A 16,679-nucleotide genomic window follows, 5' to 3' on the forward strand; every position below is an offset into this window, starting at 1 on the left:
TTATCTGTTATGGAAATTATTGACAATTTGTTGTTCGGGGATAACGTGAAGTATTTACGGTGTTCAAAATGTAACGTGAAGTTATCACGTGTAGACACGATCGTGCTACATGGTACGGGTGGTGCTGATGCTGTTTCATCTGTTCTTTACCTGTGCAGACCGGACACGGGAGTATCGGCTCACGCAGTGATCGGTCGGGACGGGGAGATATTCCAGTTACTGCCTTTTGACTTGAAAGCGTGGCACGCGGGGAAGAGCTACCATGCCGGAAGAGTGAACTTGAATGATTGTTCGATCGGCATAGAGTTGGATAACGCCGGGGAGTTGCAACGGGTGGGCGACAGGTATTACTCGTATTTCGGGCGGGAATATTCTCCCGAGCAGGTGTACACGACCGAGATAGAAGGGAGAGCGAGGTACTGGCATCTGTTTACCGAGGGGCAGTTTAAAATTCTGGAAGAGGTTTGTCGCTTGCTAAAAGAGAGGTATAGGATTAAATATCTCGTGAGGCATTCGGATATCACTTCACGAAAGGTAGACCCGGGACCGGCTTTCCCTTTTGGCGAGTTGAAAAAGAAATTAGGTTTTACATATTAAAAAGGAGGTAGTTATGGCTCGTTATCAGTCAAAAGGATTCAATCGTTTCTCGGGACGGGTGGGGAACGTTATTTATTACAAGATGAGAGGGGAGTTTTACGCGAGAGCCTCCCCAGCAGAAGTAAAAGATTGTCGCTCGGAATTGCAATTATACTACCGGGAAAGAATGCGGGGAACTGCCACCTTTTACGGGGTTGTCCGACAGACATTGCTGGCTCTCGTGTGGCAGGCAGTAGGGCAGAGAAAGAACCGATCGGCGTATAATCTTTTCGTGCAGGCTAATATCCGGGCGTTTAACGGGACTGCATTGCTGTATGATCTGGTACGTTTCAGCTTGGGAAGTTTGGGTTTGCCCCATGATTTACAAGCGTGCCGGGAGGGTGATAAGGTTCGGTTGACGTGGAGGAATGAGAAGATGTTGAGCGATGAGCGGCTGGCAGACGAATTGTGGTGCGTGGTGATGACGGAGGACAAGGATTTTCGGATTATCGAACCGGGAGAAACCGGGGCGACCCGGGAGAATGAAATTGCCGAAGTAGAACTCACGACCGAGGAGAGGGGGAAGGTGCATTTTTATTGTTTCTTCGGGTCAGCGGGGAGAGATGATTTCTCGGAGAATTTACATTTCGTGTTATGAATATATGTTTTATTTTAAAATTTGAGATTATGGCATTATTTAAATCATTTTTGTTGGGAGACGTGAGAAAATCAGTGGCTAACGTGACGATGTATGCCGGGGCGAACGGGTACAGTATCGCGCGAGGCAAGAGAAACACGGTGCGCAACCCGCGGACGCCCGCGCAATTGACGCAACGGGCGAAGTTGAAGGCACTGGAAGAGGTTTCCCGGTATTTTGCCCCGGCGGCAGCCCTTGGTTTCCCGGGACGCAAGGGAGGAAGCACGTTCTATAACGCGTTCGTGTCATCGAACATGGCGGCAGTAACCGTGGACGAGAATTACGAGCCCACGATTGATTTCGAAAAACTCAAGTGTGCCGCCGGTTCTTTGCAAAACGGTAAAGTGACTATCACGGTGGACGAGGAGAACGGCAAGGTGATGGTTTCACAGGAGGCTCAAACTCGGTGGAACACGGTAGCTAACCCGACGGACGTGTTGCACGTGGTGATTTACGAGAAGACCAAGAAGGAGATGATCGTGGAACCTTGCAGGAACCGCAAGGAAGCAGGCTCAACATCGATCGCGCTGGACGAGGGATGGAGTAAAGAGAATCTCGTGTTTTACGCTTTCATGTTGTCGAAGGACAAGCGAAAGGCGTCGAATAGCGTGACGGTTCGACCGGAATAGAGTTTTTTCCCGCGAGTCGAGAGGCTCGCGGGAATTTACGATTTATGATTCTGGGATTCTAAGATTTTGATATTTCGTTATTTTTCAGTGCATTTTGTTTGTCGGGGTTAATATTTATTTGTACTTTTGCGCCCGTATTAGAAAAATATAATGTCTAATTTATTAGAGGACAAGCATTTATTATTATGACTGAAGAACAAAAAGAAATGCAAGTGGAACTTGCACAAGAAGAAACCAAGAAAGCTGCTCCGGTAGCAACTACAAGTGCCGAGGCTGATGACAATTTCGATTGGGAAGCCTACGCGAATGATGATGTAATCCCCGCGTCTGAAAAAGAAGAATTAGTGAACAGGTATGCTGAAACTCTTTCATCAGTAGTTGAGAAAGAAGTTGTTGAAGGTACTGTTATCTCAATGAACAAGAGAGAAGTCGTTGTAAACATCGGTTACAAGTCAGACGGTATCATTTCATTGAATGAATTCCGTTACGATCCGGAATTGAAAGTGGGGGATAAAGTAGAAGTTTACGTTGAGACTCAAGAAGACAAAAAAGGTCAGTTGACTCTTTCTCACAAGAAAGCAAGAGCTTTGCGTAGCTGGGATCGTGTTAATGCTGCGTTGGAAAACGACGAGATTATCAAAGGATTTGTTAAATGTCGCACGAAGGGCGGTATGATCGTTGATGTATTCGGTATCGAGGCATTCTTACCGGGTTCTCAGATCGATGTTAAGCCGATTCGTGACTATGATATTTATGTTGGGAAAACGATGGAATTCAAGGTGGTTAAAATCAACCAAGAGTTCAAAAACGTTGTTGTATCTCACAAGGCTCTTATCGAGGCTGAGTTGGAACAACAGAAGAAAGACATCATCTCCAAACTTGAAAAAGGACAGGTACTTGAAGGTACCGTTAAGAATATCACTTCTTACGGGGTATTCATCGACTTGGGTGGCGTAGACGGATTGATCCACATTACCGACCTTTCTTGGGGTCGCGTAAATCATCCGAACGAGATCGTGGAATTAGACCAGAAGTTGAACGTTGTTATTCTTGACTTCGATGACGAGAAGAAACGTATCGCTCTCGGTTTGAAACAATTGACTCCGCACCCGTGGGATGCTTTGAGCGCAGACTTGAAGGTTGGCGATCGCGTGAAAGGTAAAGTAGTTGTTATGGCTGATTATGGTGCTTTCGTTGAGATTGCCCCGGGCGTTGAAGGTTTAATTCACGTTTCAGAGATGTCATGGTCACAACATTTGCGTTCCGCTCAAGATTTCATGAAAGTAGGAGATGAGGTAGAGGCTGTAGTTCTTACCTTGGATCGTGACGAGAGAAAGATGTCTTTGGGTATCAAGCAATTGAAAAACGACCCGTGGCAAAATATCGAAGAGAAGTATGCTGTTGGCACGAAACATAAAGCTATCGTGCGTAACTTCACGAACTTCGGAGTATTCGTTGAGATCGAGGAAGGTGTTGACGGTTTGATCCACATCTCTGATTTGTCTTGGACGAAGAAAGTGAAACACCCGGCTGAGTTTACCCAGATTGGAGCCGATATCGATGTAGTTGTTCTTGAAATTGACAAGGATAACAGAAGATTGAGCTTAGGTCACAAGCAATTGGAAGAGAATCCTTGGGATGTATTCGAAACCATCTTCACGGTTGATTCTATCCACGAAGGTACGATTACCGAAATCTTCGATAAGGGTGCCGTTATCGCGTTGCCTTATGGCGTAGAAGGATTCGCAACTCCTCGCCACTTGGTAAAAGAAGACGGTTCTCAGGCTAAGGTTGACGAGAAATTGCCGTTCAAGGTGATCGAATTCAACAAGGGTGCCAAGAGAATCATTCTTTCTCACTCTCGTATTTTCGAAGACGAGCAGAAAGCTACCGATAACGCGAAGAAGAAAGATGAGGCTAGCGCAACTAAAAAAGCAGTGAAGAAAGTGAAAGAGAAACTGGAGAAAACCACTTTGGGTGACATCACCGAGTTGGCTGCTTTGAAAGACCAAATGGAAGCTAGAGAAGAAGAAGAAAAGAATAATAACTAGTGAAGTTTGAGCTAACTATATTAGGGTGCGGTTCTGCCGTACCCACGCTTCAACGAAATGCTGCCGCTCAAGTGCTTAATGTACTTGAGCGGTACTTTCTTATTGACTGCGGAGAGGGAACCCAGCAGCAATTGCGGCGTTTTAAGGTGCCGTATAACAAGATCAATCATATTTTTATTTCCCATTTGCACGGGGATCACTTTTTCGGTCTGATCGGTTTGTTGTCCAGTCTTTCTTTGCAGGACAGGAAAGCCGAATTGCACGTTTACTCGGACAAGCGTTTGCAAGAGATTATCGAGTTTCAGTTGAAAGTGATGAATACCCGTTTGAATTTTCCCTTGATTTTTCATCATTTGGAACGGGAACCCGCTTTGATTTATGAAGACAAAGCGTTGACCGTGCGTACTTTTCCTTTGAAGCATCGTTATGATGCTCCCGTGACAGGTTTTTTGTTTACCGAGAAAGAACGGGAAAGAACGATTCGCCGGGATATGACGGATGCTTTCCAAGTGCCGGTGGCTTTCATGCACCGGCTGAAAAAGGGCGAGGATTTCGTGACTCCCGATGGAGAGGTAATCGCTAATTGCCGCTTGACGATGGCTCCGCCTGCCGTCCGATCTTACGCTTACATGACTGACACGTTGTTCCGGGAGTGTTTTGCCGAACACGTGAAAGGTGTGGATTTACTTTATCATGAATCCACTTACGGGAACGAGTTTGAAGATTTAGCTAAAGAAACATTCCACAGTACCGCGGGGCAAGCGGCGCGAATGGCTCTACTTGCCGAAGCAAAGCACCTCCTGCTGGGACATTTTTCATCCCGTTATCCCGATCCTACCCCTTTGTTGAAACAAGCCCGGGAGATTTTCCCGAACACGGATTTGTGTTATGACGGGGCTGTATTCGAGTTACCCGTGGCGAAACGAGGGTAAGGCTGGAAATGTTTTTCATGATAATTGATTTGTTCGGTTTGGATTTTGATGTTATTTCGTATATTTGTCCTAATGGTGTGAAATTTGGGCAGCATGATAGATGAAGAGTTGATTTTATCCGGAGTGAATCGTAAAAATGAAAAGGCTTGGGCAAGTCTTTATGAGCATTTTTATGCGGCATTGTGTGTGTACGTGAACCGGATATTGAAGGGATCGGAGAGTACAGAAGATTTAGTACAAGAAGTTTTTATCGCCATTTGGAGTTCGGATAAGAAATTCGAATCTTTGCAGGATTTGACCCGTTATTTGTACAGGGCATGTTATAATAACGCATTGGTGTTTGTACGGAATAATCAGATTCATGATACGATTTTGAATTCGATAGGAGCAACGGAAGAGTCGACCGTTGATGATGTATATGCTTTGACTGTTCGGGAAGAGGTTACAAGGCAATTATATATGTATATCGAACAGTTGCCGCCGGAACAGAAAAAAGTGATTCTAATGAGTATCGAGGGATATTCGTGGGATGAGATCGCGGAAAAATTAGGGATAAGTGTAAATACCGTGAAAACGCATAAAAGTCGTGGTTTCAAGTCGTTGCGTTCAAAACTTCAAGATTCTGTCTGTCTTTTTTTAATTTAATTGGAAAAAAATGGCTGGTCATGTCATCTGAAATCGAGAGTTATGTATTATAGAGATACATAACGAGATGATAACAGATGATGATGAAGAAAAATATATATGATGATGCTTCTTTGATTAGAAAATCTTTGCTGGAAGATTTGGAAGAAGGAGAGCAAAAGGAGTTGGGACAATTGCTGGATAATCCGGAAATGCAAGAGGTGTACGGGCAATTAAGTGATCCCGTGTATCTGAAAAAGCAGTTTGTCGAATACGAGAATTATTCCGGTAAGAAAGGGTATACTGTTTTTAAAGAGAAGATAAATCGAGCCAGAAGAGTCAGAATGATCCGTTGGGGAGCGGCTGTCGCTGCCGTGTGGGTGATTGCTTTAGGTATCATGTTGTGGATGACATCGGGTGAGAAGAATGGTGACGAGAAAGGATTGCCTGTTGCTTCGAATATTATCCCGGCCGGAGAGAAACGGGCTAGATTGACGTTGGCAGACGGGAGTGCCGTAATGATAGCGGAAACAAGTACACGGGTGTTGAAAGAAAAAGGAGCCCGTATTGAATACAAGAACGGGGAGATTTTTTATAATACAGAAATAAAAACCACGGAGATCGTTTATAACGAGTTAGAGGTTCCAAGGGGCGGAGAGTGTATTATTACGTTGGATGACGGAACAAAGGTATGGGTTAACGCGGAAACCAAGCTTAAATATCCGGTGTCTTTTGCTGGCGAACAACGGGAGGTTATCTTGGAAGGGGAAGCTTTTTTTGAAGTAGCGAAAGACAAGAAACCTTTTATCGTGAAGACTTCTTTTGGGGACGTGAGGGTTTTAGGTACCGCATTCGGGATAAATGCCTATGTCGACCAGCCGGAAGGTTATACCACGTTGGTAAGAGGAAAGGTAAGTGTGACGGCAGGAGCAGGTGAACCGTTGGTTATTCAGCCCGGGGAGCAGGTGGTATCGTCTAAGGACGGGAAAACGCGGAAACAGGAGGTGAACGTGGACGAATTCGTAGGGTGGAAAGACGGGATATACGTGTTCCGGGATAAAAAACTGGTTGATATTATGAATACCTTGGAGAGATGGTATAATATATCCGTTCTTTTTGAAGATAAAAGTCTGAAAAGCCTGTTATTTACAGGTAATTTGAAACGTTATGATGATATTAATGTATTTTTCGACGCTTTATCCCGCACGGGGGATTTGAAGTATCGGGTGGAAAGAAATCACGTGATTTTATATAAATAAACTAAAACGAGATAACGGACGACAAATTTCTCAGGTTCGCAGCCCATTATCTCATCTTAACAAGTAATTTACAAATATATGAAAAAAAATCAATGTTTGAAGTGGAAATGGCTTTTTAAATGGAGAAGCTTTTTTCACGTGCTGGGTTTAACAATGGTACTGTCATTGGGAAGTTTCTCGGGATATGGGGCGAGAAACGTACAAGACACTATTTCCTTGGATTTGAAAAAGGTAAAATTGGAGAAATTCGTGGAGGTGATGAAAGAGAAGACCGGGTTGAATTTCTTGTATAATTCCTCTCTGTTTAAGGGTATGGAGCCGATTTCTGTCGTTGCTAAAGGAGAACCGTGGGAAACGGTGTTGCGGGGGGTGTTAGATAAAGTCGGTTTCATGTATGACGTGAAAGATGAAATTGTTGTTATCAAGCGAGTGCCAACGGAGGATAAAAATGGACAAGAGAAACGTTCCAGAATGATCAAAGGAAGGGTTACTGATGCAAATAAAGAGCCGCTCCCGGGAGTAACGGTGTTATTCAAGGGAACAACGGTCGGGACAGCAACAAACACGAATGGGGAATTTTCGTTGAATGTTGTAGAGGGAATTGATACGTTAGTAGTTACTTTCGTGGGGATGAAAACTCAGTATCTGCGTTTAGTGGAGGGAAAAACGGAATACCGAATTCAAATGCAGGAAGACGTCGAGACATTGGAAGATGTTGTGGTAACGGGATACGGTAACGTGTCAAAGGGGAATTACACGGGTGCGTCTACCAACGTGAAAGTTGCCGAGGTGATGATGGCCGGAGTTTCTTCTATTGACCAGATGTTGCAAGGTGTTGTACCCGGAATGTTGGTAAGGAATACAAGCGGACAGGTCGGGGCGACGTCTAAAATCCGAGTACGGGGTACTTCCACGTTGTTGGGGAGTCAAGAACCGGTCTGGGTGGTCGACGGGGTAGTACAACGGGATCCTCAGCCTTTCAATTCGGATGATAACACGAAGTTCACGATGGATGCCGATGACATCAGGCAATTGGCGGGGAACGCAATTTCTTGGTTGAATCCGTATGATATAGAGACGATCACGGTGCTGAAGGATGCTTCCGCTACTGCAATTTACGGTTCAAAGGCGGCGAATGGCGTGATAGTGATCACGACAAAGAAAGCGAAGCAAGGGCAACTTGCCGTGAATTATAACGGTAGTTTTTCTATCGGGCAACGTCCTCGTTACGGGTTGTATGACCGGATGAATTCAGCCGAGCATATGCAATTTTCGAAAGATATATATGGTGAACATCGTAAGTATACTTCCCGAATTTTGCCTATCGGTTACGCCGGGTTGGTACAGAAATTGACAAATAAGGAAATTACGGTGGAGGAGATGGATAAGGAATACCAGAAAATGGCACGCCAAAATACGGATTGGTTTAAGTTGTTATTCCGGAATTCATTTAATCATTCTCATGCAATCAGTATTAGCGGAGGATCTGAAAAATTGATGAATAGGACTTCTTTTAGTTTCACGGAAGAAAAAGGAGAGGCAAAAGGGAATGAGGTTACTTCGTTTACCGCCACTTCAAACACGACGGCTGTTTTCGGGGAGAGTCTGATTGCTAATTTGTTGTTGAAAGGAACGATCCGGGAGGTCGACGGTTTTGCTTACGGGGTAGATCCTTTTAATTATGCCTACAATACGACCCGGGTTATTCCGGCATACAACGAGGATGGTTCATTATATTATCACGGAAAAAGAGGGACCGCTAGTTATGCAATGCCGAATAAAGATGTATATGATTATAATATTCTGAATGAGTTGGATAACACGGGGAGTTCAAACAGCACGAGAACTTGGGGAACAACGATCGATTTGAAGTGGAAACTTTTGCCCGGGTTGGAATATCAAGGATTGTTTTCCTATACTTCATCTTCTGCTAATTCAAAGAAGTATGCCAGTGAGCGTTCGTTTTATATCACACAGATGCGCGGCTACGAATTCGGGACAGTTCAAGCGAATAGCACGGAAATGAAATCGTCTCCACTGCCTTTTGGCGGGTTGCTGGAAATGGATTTGGTAAACACGACGACGATTACCGTTCGGAATAGTTTGGTGTATGACCGTTTATTTCAGGATAAACATCGGTTGACCTTACAACTTGGGATAGAAACGAATTCTGTAAAAACAAAAGGTGAAACAACGAAACGTTATGGTTATTTGCCGGAACGGGGAGAGACTTTTGCCGTGCCTCCCGCCACTTATTTAAACGGAAACCGCACAATGGATAACATGACGATTGCAACAGGAAGTGCTTCTGTAATCAATCGGCTCGAGAACGAGTTGAGCGAGTATGCTTCAGCTATTTACACGTATGATAATCGTTACGTGGTGAATCTGAATGCCCGTTTGGATGCATCGAACCGATTTTCCCAAGATAAAAATAAACGGGTGGAACCTACATGGTCTGCTGGGGTGAAATGGCGAGTGAAACAAGAGGTGTTCGCAAGTGATTGGTGGTGGTTGAATAATTTGGATTTATACGGTTCATACGGTTATCAAGGTAACGCGGTACCTTCGGTATCTCCTTATTTGATTGCCTCGACCGGGACACTGAATCATTTGTATCAATCGTATATTATGGAAGTGAAATCGTTGCCCTATCCGGAGCTTGGATGGGAAAAGACGAAAACGTACAATTTCGGAGTGGATGCTTCCTTGTTGAAAGGACGATTGAATTTCACGTTCAATTATTTTGATAAAAAGAGTTATGTACTCGCTTCGCGTAATGTTCCTTACGAGAATGGAATGGGAAATAGCGTGGTGTCCGGTTCTAATATGAAGAATTATGGGTATGATTTCGTGATTGAGGTTGTTCCCGTGCAAACGAAGGATTTTAGTTGGCATCTTTCATTGAATACTTCGGTTACCCGTAATAAAGTGGAAAAGAATCAGCGAGTGAATCAATTGAGTGATTATCTCAACGGGACAAGTATTGTGAACGGTAGACCGTTTTCGACGTTTTATTCTTATGAATTTGATAAATTGGATTCCGAGGATGGTCGACCGCTGTTCAAAAATATGGATATCGAGGGTGCTGACAGTGCTTTGGATTTTTTAGTCGAATCCGGGAAGTTTACGCCGGACTTTTCCGGTGGACTGAATACCATGTTCAAGTACAAAAGTTGGTCACTGTACGCTTTGTTCGCGGTACAATGGGGAGGGCATGGACGTTTGCCCGAGTTATATCCGGGAGCCTCTGTTCAGGTGAATGGTCTTCCGATGCCGGAACAGAATGTTTCCCGGAAATTGATAAATCGTTGGAAAACACAAGGAGACGAGGCACGGACGAGTATACCTTCCTTGCCGGGGCTTGGAAATGAGAAAATAGATATACCTGTAACTACAGAGTCAACGAGTACCTTGGAGAATCTTTATCATTTGTATAATTTATCGGATCAACTGGTGGCGAACACGGATTTTATCCGTTGTCGTTCGCTCTCGTTGGCCTACGAGTTGAATCCCCAGTGGTTGAAACGGTTATATATCCAACGTATGCAGGTAAAAGCGAGTATGACGAATCCGTTTATATGGGTTTTCGACAAGAAATGGGACGGGTTGGACCCGGAAACAGGGAATTGGCCGGCTCGTCGGATTACCTCTTTGTCTATACAAATAGCATTTTAGTAGTTGGAAATTTAAAATGATAGGACATGAAGATATTTAGAATATTACAGATAATGAGTTTAATCGGGGTGTTGATCCCGATGGGGTGTTCCGATTTTTTGGAAAAGAAATCTCAAGACGAGGTGATCGTGACAACGGTATCGGATTTTGATGAATTTCTATTGGGCTCCGGGTATGTTACTTATGTACAGTATGCAAATCTTTATTTTTTGGATGATGATATTGAATATTATGAATCAGAGTATTATGATGAGTTGTCCGATGTGATGGCTTCTTATGGTTTTCAATCTTGGCAACCGGATATGTGGGAGAGTGAAGAAGTTATTCGGACTAATTGGGAAACTTACACTAGTACATATTCTCGTATCATGGGTGTTAATGCTGTTTTGGATGGAATTGACAAAGCAAGAGGGGAGATCGAGGCTCGTGATCAGGTGAAAGCGGAGGCTTTGGCTTTGCGGGGGTACTATTATTTTATGTTGGTGAATACCTTTGGTGAACCTTATAATTATAATAAAAAAGCATTGGGAGTTCCTCTTAAGCTTTCCGCTGATATAGAGGAGAATGGGATGCCCCGAAATACAGTAGAAGAGGTTTACATGCAGATCGTAGAAGATTTAAGAGAATCGTCAGCTTTGTTTGAAAAATACCCGAAACGAAGGGGAAATTACCGTATTAATTTACCGACGGTTAATATCTTGTTATCCCGGGTATATTTACATATGGAACGATGGGATAGCGTGATCGTGGCAGCGAATAAAGCTATTCAATATTCCGAAGGCTTGACCGACTACACGAAATTTAGCGGGAGTAACTTTTTCATGTGTTCTTACGATCATTCGGAAGTAGAATGGATTTATGGTGTCGGAGTGAATATCCAGTTTTTTGGTCCCTCGGCTGATCTTCTTTCAAGGTATGATAAAAATGATTGTCGACCCGGGATGTGGTTTGATATGGGCGAATATTCGACCAATCGTTTATTAAAAAAGGATTATGATTGGATGAGTGGATCCGCTACTCCCGTGAATACGGTTCGGATTTCCGAAGCTTATTTGAATCGTGCGGAAGCTTACGTGCAAAAGGGGATGACGGGTGAGGCTTTGGCGGATTTGAACGAGGTGCGCTGTAACCGGATTACGGGATACACGAATATAGAGAATGTCCCGGCAAATTTGTTGGAGGAAGTACGTTTGGAACGACGTTTGGAATTGTGTTTTGACGAGCAACGGTGGTTTGATTTACGTCGTTATGGGATGCCTTCTATTACACATAGATATCGTTATCGAAAAAGCGATCCGTGGGTAATATACACGTTGCGTGAGAAAGACCCGTTGTACACGCTTCCTCTACCCAATGAGGCAATACGAAATAACGTTAGACTGGAGCAAAATGCTTCGGCTTACGAACCCAAGAGATCGGGGGTTGAAGAATGACAAGATTAAAAAAATGATGTAGTATGAAAAAGATATATTGGTTGATGTTTGTGGCACTGGGAATGTTGGCTTGTGCCGAGGATAGCAAGTTGGGGGAAATACCTTCGTTGACACAGGAATATACTTTACCGCAAGGAAATTCTCCCGCGGATGACCGTATCGTGGATTTGCATGATAAATACGGGACGTTTGTTTTGTACGAGTATATAGAAGCGGATTTGAAATGGTTGCAGGTGGACGTGAATAATACTTGGGGCGATTACGAGTATACTCAGCCGAATCCGCTATACGCGGGAAATGTTTTGGATCTATTGGGAGAATGTTGGTTTAGATTTTATCCGGCAGAATTTCATGAGAAATTTATGCCTTACAAGATATTTCTGACCTCAACCTTGAAATATGTGTCTTTCACGGGAGCTGAAACGATGATGAATAGCCGTGTTGTTCAGACTCAAATGGTCGTCAGTCATTGTTCGGAGGAGGTGAAGAATATGACTCAAGCGGATAAGGTTGCTTTTAAAAATGATTTACAATCCAAACTTTGGGGAAGTTGGCTTTCAAAATTTGATATTCCCGGGGAGTTTTATGGTGTAAGTAATTATTACGGTAAGGCTAGTTCTGATCCAACGAATTGGAATTATGCCCGAGAGAGAGGTTTTGTTGCTGATAGCAAAGGTACGGAATGGAGTACGCAAGACCCATGGCCTTCTTCAACTCTAAGTGAAAGTGCCGATCTGGATGCTTTTTTAAGTGGAATGCGCAACCGGACTTCGGAGGAGTGGGCTGAAGATTTGACGTATCCTCTGGTAAAAAAGAAATATGATATTCTGAGGAATTATTTTTTAGAGAAGTTCAATTTTGATATACAAAGGATAGGGGATGCAAATGCGGTAACCGAATAGTAATGTGTTTCTATGATATATTGGAAATAAATCATTGTATGTTTAAATCTTAAATTTTAGGAAATGAGAAAATTTTATGTGCTATTGCTAATACTAGCAATAATGGCTCCTTGTATGCTTACATTTGGGGCAGATAGAAAGAGGAAAAAAGACAAAACAGAACAAAAAAGTGAAGAGGTAGTTAAAAAGAAAAGTAAGTATGATGAGTTGTTAAAAAAGCTTAATGTGGTGACTGCTAAAGGCGATTTTGTAACCGTACATAAGATTGGAGGTAAGATTTATTTCGAATATCCGTTAAAATACATGGGACGGGATGTATTGTTGGGAGGTACAGTATCGGCAACTTCCGAACCGATGTTCGTGAATTTGGGATTCAAGTATCAGAACCCGATGTTGCTGGAAGTCGTGATACAGGACTCTACTGTTTTCTTTAATAAGAAGAATGTTGCTTATTCACGAGGCACGGATGAGGCTTGGGCTCGTAAAGCTGTGGAAAGAAATTTCATCCCGCGTTTATACAAGCGTTTCCCTGTTGCGGCTTATAATATCGATAGCACGGCGGTGGTAATTGACGTGACGGAACTTTTAAATAATAACCCGGAACTTTCTCCTGAAGGATATACCGGTATGTTTAAAAATACCCTTATGAAAGAATCCTCGTTCTTCGGGAAAGTAAAAGCTTTCGAGGATAATGTTTCCGTGGAGATAAACCAAGAGGTGCAGATCGGTATGGAGTTCGCTATTTTTAAAGCGTCTTTGGGAAAAGTTTCAACCCGTTCGGTTATCTCAATGCTTTTATTACCGGAAAAGAAAATGAATCCTCGTGTTCAAGATTCTCGTGTAGGAATATTTCCGACTTATAACGGTAGTCACGAAAACGGGACTCTTCCCTTTCGAGAAATTTCGCAGACAGAGGATGGATTACGTTTATATAATCTAGCTAATCGTTGGCGTTTAGAACCGAAAGACATCAAGGCGTGGGAGCGTGGTGAGTTGGTGGAACCCGTGAAGCCGATCGTGTGGTACGTGGATGACGCTTTTCCCGATGAGTGGAGAGAACCGATCAAAGCGGGTGTTTTGATCTGGAATCAAGCTTTCGAGAAGATCGGTTTCAAGAATGCGATTCAAGTTCGTGATTTCCCCGTGAATGACCCGAGTTTTGATCCGGATAACCTGAAATATTCTTGCTTGCGTTATTTGCCTACTCCGGACGCTAATGCTATGGGGCCTTCTTGGGTGGATCCGACAACCGGAGAGATTGTTAACGCTTCGGTTATCGTCTATAATAATATTATACAGTTGATTAATAATTGGCGTTTCGTGCAGACCGCACAGGTAGATTCCAGAGTTCGGGCGAAAAAGATGCCGAAGGATGTTATGGACGAATCGATAGCTTACGTGATCGCCCACGAGATCGGGCACACGTTAGGATTGATGCACAATATGGCAGGGTCGGCAGCTATACCGGTGGATTCTTTACGTTCGGCAAGTTTCACTCGTGAATACGGGACGACGGCTTCCATTATGGACTACGCTCGTTTTAATTACGTGGCGCAACCCGGTGACAAAGGGGTGAAATTGACACCCCCGGGGCTGGGCGTGTATGACGAGTATGTTATCAAGTGGTTGTATAGTCCGATTCCTCAAGCCAAGGATATGTGGGAAGAAGCCGCTATCGCTGAAAAATGGATTGACGAGAAAGCGGGAGATCCTTACTATCGTTATGGACGGCAACAGATAAGTAATCGTTACGACCCCAGTGCTTTTGAGGAGGATTTGGGTGACGATCCCGTAAAGGCAGGAACGTACGGTATCAAGAATTTAAAGTATATTCTTGAAAATATGAATGAATGGATCAAGGACGACGAGGATTTGAGATATCGTTCCGGGATTTATTTGCAGATTCAGCAACAATATTTCCGTTATTTGATGAACGTATTGTATCAGGTAGGAGGTATATACCTGACACAAGTGAAAGACGGGACGGACGGGGAGCCGGTAAGGGCATTGGAACGCAAAAAACAAAAAGAATCATTAGCTTGGGTAATAAACGAGTTACTTCACAGTGAATGGATTAATGCCCCGCAATTATCCGATAAATTTGATTTGGATATAAGTGCATCAGCTAATATAATTAATCGGGTTTCATATTCCTTTTTGTCGACATTGGCAACGAATGTAACCCTCTCTTCGCACGTTTCAAAAGAAAAAGTGCCTTACTCGGTTCGGGAATATTACGATGATTTATACTTGAAGATATTTGCTCCTACAATACAAGGGCGGAAATTAACAACAACCGAAAAAGCTTTACAGAATGCATTTCTGCTTTCCGGATTTAGTGCTGGTGGTGGAGGGTGTATGGCTGCTTTGACGAACGATTTGCGTTTCGTCCCGTCGGAAATGTCGCCATTACCTTCTTTGGATGAGATACGAGCTTATGGTTTGGATGAATCCGGAGTATCAAAAATATGGTATGAACAGTTGCAGCAAATTGAAGCACGTTACGGGAAAGGTTCCGTGGCATGTGCCTTGTTTGATAATAATTTTGGACGTTATGTATCACCGTTTCAAAATACGGTTTTCGTGGACGCTATCAGTGAACTCGGGTACTATAATATCGTGATGCTACGAAAAGTGCGTGATTTGGTAAAAGGAAAAGTTGCCACGGCTCACCGTGATGATAAGGCGTATTACGAGGGATTATTGATTAAATTGAATAAGTTTTTCAAATAGATATAAAATGTTTTTGTGTTTGAAAGGTCGTGTCTGTCTGGCACGACCTTTGTCTATCGACTATATGGTAACGAGGGGTGTTGTATTGTGAAAATGAATTCAGATTTGAGATAAATAAATTGCTCCCGGTTTTGATTTAATACTGATATTGATAATACCATTTTTGTTTTCGGGTATTCTATACGTGTGGAAAAAAGTGTGATAATTTTTTACTCAAAACAATATTGTATGGAAAAATCAATCGTAAAAGTAGAACATCTGTCCCATCGATACAGTGTTCAATGGGCTATCCGGGATATTAATTTCGAGATAACGGAAAATGGAATTTATGGTTTGCTCGGTTCTAACGGGGCGGGGAAATCAACCACGATGAATATCATGTGCGGGGTGTTGAAGCAGACAGAGGGGGACGTTTACATCAAGGGCGTGAGCATGCGTGACAATCCGGTAGAAGCAAAAAAGCATATCGGTTTCCTGCCGCAGAAGCCCCCGTTGTATGGTGATTTGACGGTGGAGGAGTTTCTGGCGTTCACGGCGAATATCCGTCGTATTCCGGAAGACGAAGTCGCGGGAGCGGTAAAAAGTGTAATGGAACGTTGTGGGGTAGGCCATTTCCGGAAGCGGTTGATTCGTAACTTGTCGGGTGGTTACCAGCAGCGGGTGGGTATTGCGCAGGCGATTATTCACAATCCGGCATTCGTGGTGCTGGACGAGCCGACGAACGGTTTGGACCCGAATCAGATCATTGAGATACGCCACTTGATAAAAGAGATCGGTGAGGATAGAACGGTGATTCTATCGACGCATATTCTGTCGGAGGTACAGGCGACGTGTGATTATATACGGATGATCGAGGAAGGACAGGTAGTCTTTTCCGGCACGGTGGAGGAGTTTGACAATTATATTGTTCCCAGCACGATATTCGTGACTTTGGCGTCAATGCCTTCGGCGGAGGAACTAAAGGTATTGCCCGGGGTGGTGGATGCCGAGAACACGGGTGGCATGAATTACCGGGTAAATTTCTCGGACTCCCGCGAGGCGATCACCAAGATCGTGGAAACAAGCGTGGCTCGCAACTGGCAATTGCTGGAGATTCGTGCCGAGAAGAGTTCTATGGATAACGTGTTCGCCGAGTTGTCCGCCAAGAGTAAGAAACATTAAAATC

The 16,679-nt window shown here is 43.6% G+C and carries 12 protein-coding genes; all 12 read left to right on the top strand.

Annotation, left to right across the window (positions count from 1 at the left end):
• Positions 1 to 9: 9 nt before the first annotated feature.
• Positions 10 to 597 (top strand): N-acetylmuramoyl-L-alanine amidase, encoded by a 588-nt coding sequence (locus CS948_RS13930; RefSeq protein WP_099292318.1) that lies wholly within the window; start codon positions 10 to 12, stop codon positions 595 to 597.
• Between the two features lie 13 nt (positions 598 to 610).
• The gene (locus CS948_RS13935; protein ID WP_099292319.1) at positions 611 to 1,234 is read left to right on the top strand and encodes a DUF6266 family protein; all 624 of its coding nucleotides are present in this window, start codon (positions 611 to 613) and stop codon (positions 1,232 to 1,234) included.
• Positions 1,235 to 1,263: 29 nt separating this feature from the next.
• Positions 1,264 to 1,902: a DUF6266 family protein gene (locus tag CS948_RS13940; RefSeq protein ID WP_099292320.1), complete on the top strand. Its 639-nt coding sequence runs from the start codon at positions 1,264 to 1,266 to the stop codon at positions 1,900 to 1,902.
• 185 nt (positions 1,903 to 2,087) lie between these two features.
• Positions 2,088 to 3,953, top strand: coding sequence for a 30S ribosomal protein S1 (gene rpsA, locus CS948_RS13945; protein ID WP_176555063.1), 1,866 nt, complete (start codon positions 2,088 to 2,090; stop codon positions 3,951 to 3,953).
• On the top strand, positions 3,953 to 4,885 hold the full coding sequence (locus CS948_RS13950) for a ribonuclease Z (RefSeq protein WP_099292321.1): 933 nt from the start codon (positions 3,953 to 3,955) through the stop codon (positions 4,883 to 4,885). The genes rpsA and CS948_RS13950 overlap by 1 nt, the downstream gene beginning before the upstream one ends.
• Positions 4,886 to 4,978: 93 nt before the next feature.
• Entirely contained in the window at positions 4,979 to 5,530 is a 552-nt protein-coding gene (locus CS948_RS13955) for an RNA polymerase sigma factor (protein ID WP_099292322.1), read from the top strand.
• A gap of 83 nt (positions 5,531 to 5,613) precedes the next feature.
• Positions 5,614 to 6,768, top strand: a complete 1,155-nt coding sequence (locus CS948_RS13960; RefSeq protein WP_176555064.1) for a FecR family protein — start codon at positions 5,614 to 5,616, stop codon at positions 6,766 to 6,768.
• Between the two features lie 78 nt (positions 6,769 to 6,846).
• The gene (locus CS948_RS13965) at positions 6,847 to 10,446 is read left to right on the top strand and encodes a SusC/RagA family TonB-linked outer membrane protein (RefSeq protein WP_255302020.1); all 3,600 of its coding nucleotides are present in this window, start codon (positions 6,847 to 6,849) and stop codon (positions 10,444 to 10,446) included.
• Between the two features lie 26 nt (positions 10,447 to 10,472).
• Positions 10,473 to 11,879: a RagB/SusD family nutrient uptake outer membrane protein gene (locus tag CS948_RS13970; RefSeq protein WP_099292324.1), complete on the top strand. Its 1,407-nt coding sequence runs from the start codon at positions 10,473 to 10,475 to the stop codon at positions 11,877 to 11,879.
• 23 nt (positions 11,880 to 11,902) lie between these two features.
• Positions 11,903 to 12,781: a hypothetical protein gene (locus CS948_RS13975; RefSeq protein WP_099292325.1), complete on the top strand. Its 879-nt coding sequence runs from the start codon at positions 11,903 to 11,905 to the stop codon at positions 12,779 to 12,781.
• Between the two features lie 63 nt (positions 12,782 to 12,844).
• Positions 12,845 to 15,514 (top strand): zinc-dependent metalloprotease, encoded by a 2,670-nt coding sequence (locus CS948_RS13980; RefSeq protein WP_099292326.1) that lies wholly within the window; start codon positions 12,845 to 12,847, stop codon positions 15,512 to 15,514.
• A gap of 228 nt (positions 15,515 to 15,742) precedes the next feature.
• A complete protein-coding gene (locus tag CS948_RS13985) occupies positions 15,743 to 16,675 on the top strand; it encodes an ABC transporter ATP-binding protein (RefSeq protein WP_099292327.1) in 933 nt (310 codons plus the stop codon).
• Positions 16,676 to 16,679 lie beyond the last annotated feature (4 nt).

This window comes from Butyricimonas sp. Marseille-P3923, from assembly GCF_900184685.1.
GTDB lineage: Bacteria > Bacteroidota > Bacteroidia > Bacteroidales > Marinifilaceae > Butyricimonas > Butyricimonas muris.

What these genes read in the sequence shown, in the direction of transcription:
- CS948_RS13930 (WP_099292318.1), top strand. Translation starts at nt 10, where the DNA reads ATGGAAATTATTGACAATTTGTTGTTCGGGGATAACGTGAAGTATTTA.
- CS948_RS13935 (WP_099292319.1), top strand. Translation starts at nt 611, where the DNA reads ATGGCTCGTTATCAGTCAAAAGGATTCAATCGTTTCTCGGGACGGGTG.
- CS948_RS13940 (WP_099292320.1), top strand. Translation starts at nt 1,264, where the DNA reads ATGGCATTATTTAAATCATTTTTGTTGGGAGACGTGAGAAAATCAGTG.
- rpsA (WP_176555063.1), top strand. Translation starts at nt 2,088, where the DNA reads ATGACTGAAGAACAAAAAGAAATGCAAGTGGAACTTGCACAAGAAGAA.
- CS948_RS13955 (WP_099292322.1), top strand. Translation starts at nt 4,979, where the DNA reads ATGATAGATGAAGAGTTGATTTTATCCGGAGTGAATCGTAAAAATGAA.
- CS948_RS13960 (WP_176555064.1), top strand. Translation starts at nt 5,614, where the DNA reads ATGAAGAAAAATATATATGATGATGCTTCTTTGATTAGAAAATCTTTG.
- CS948_RS13965 (WP_255302020.1), top strand. Translation starts at nt 6,847, where the DNA reads ATGAAAAAAAATCAATGTTTGAAGTGGAAATGGCTTTTTAAATGGAGA.
- CS948_RS13970 (WP_099292324.1), top strand. Translation starts at nt 10,473, where the DNA reads ATGAAGATATTTAGAATATTACAGATAATGAGTTTAATCGGGGTGTTG.
- CS948_RS13975 (WP_099292325.1), top strand. Translation starts at nt 11,903, where the DNA reads ATGAAAAAGATATATTGGTTGATGTTTGTGGCACTGGGAATGTTGGCT.
- CS948_RS13980 (WP_099292326.1), top strand. Translation starts at nt 12,845, where the DNA reads ATGAGAAAATTTTATGTGCTATTGCTAATACTAGCAATAATGGCTCCT.
- CS948_RS13985 (WP_099292327.1), top strand. Translation starts at nt 15,743, where the DNA reads ATGGAAAAATCAATCGTAAAAGTAGAACATCTGTCCCATCGATACAGT.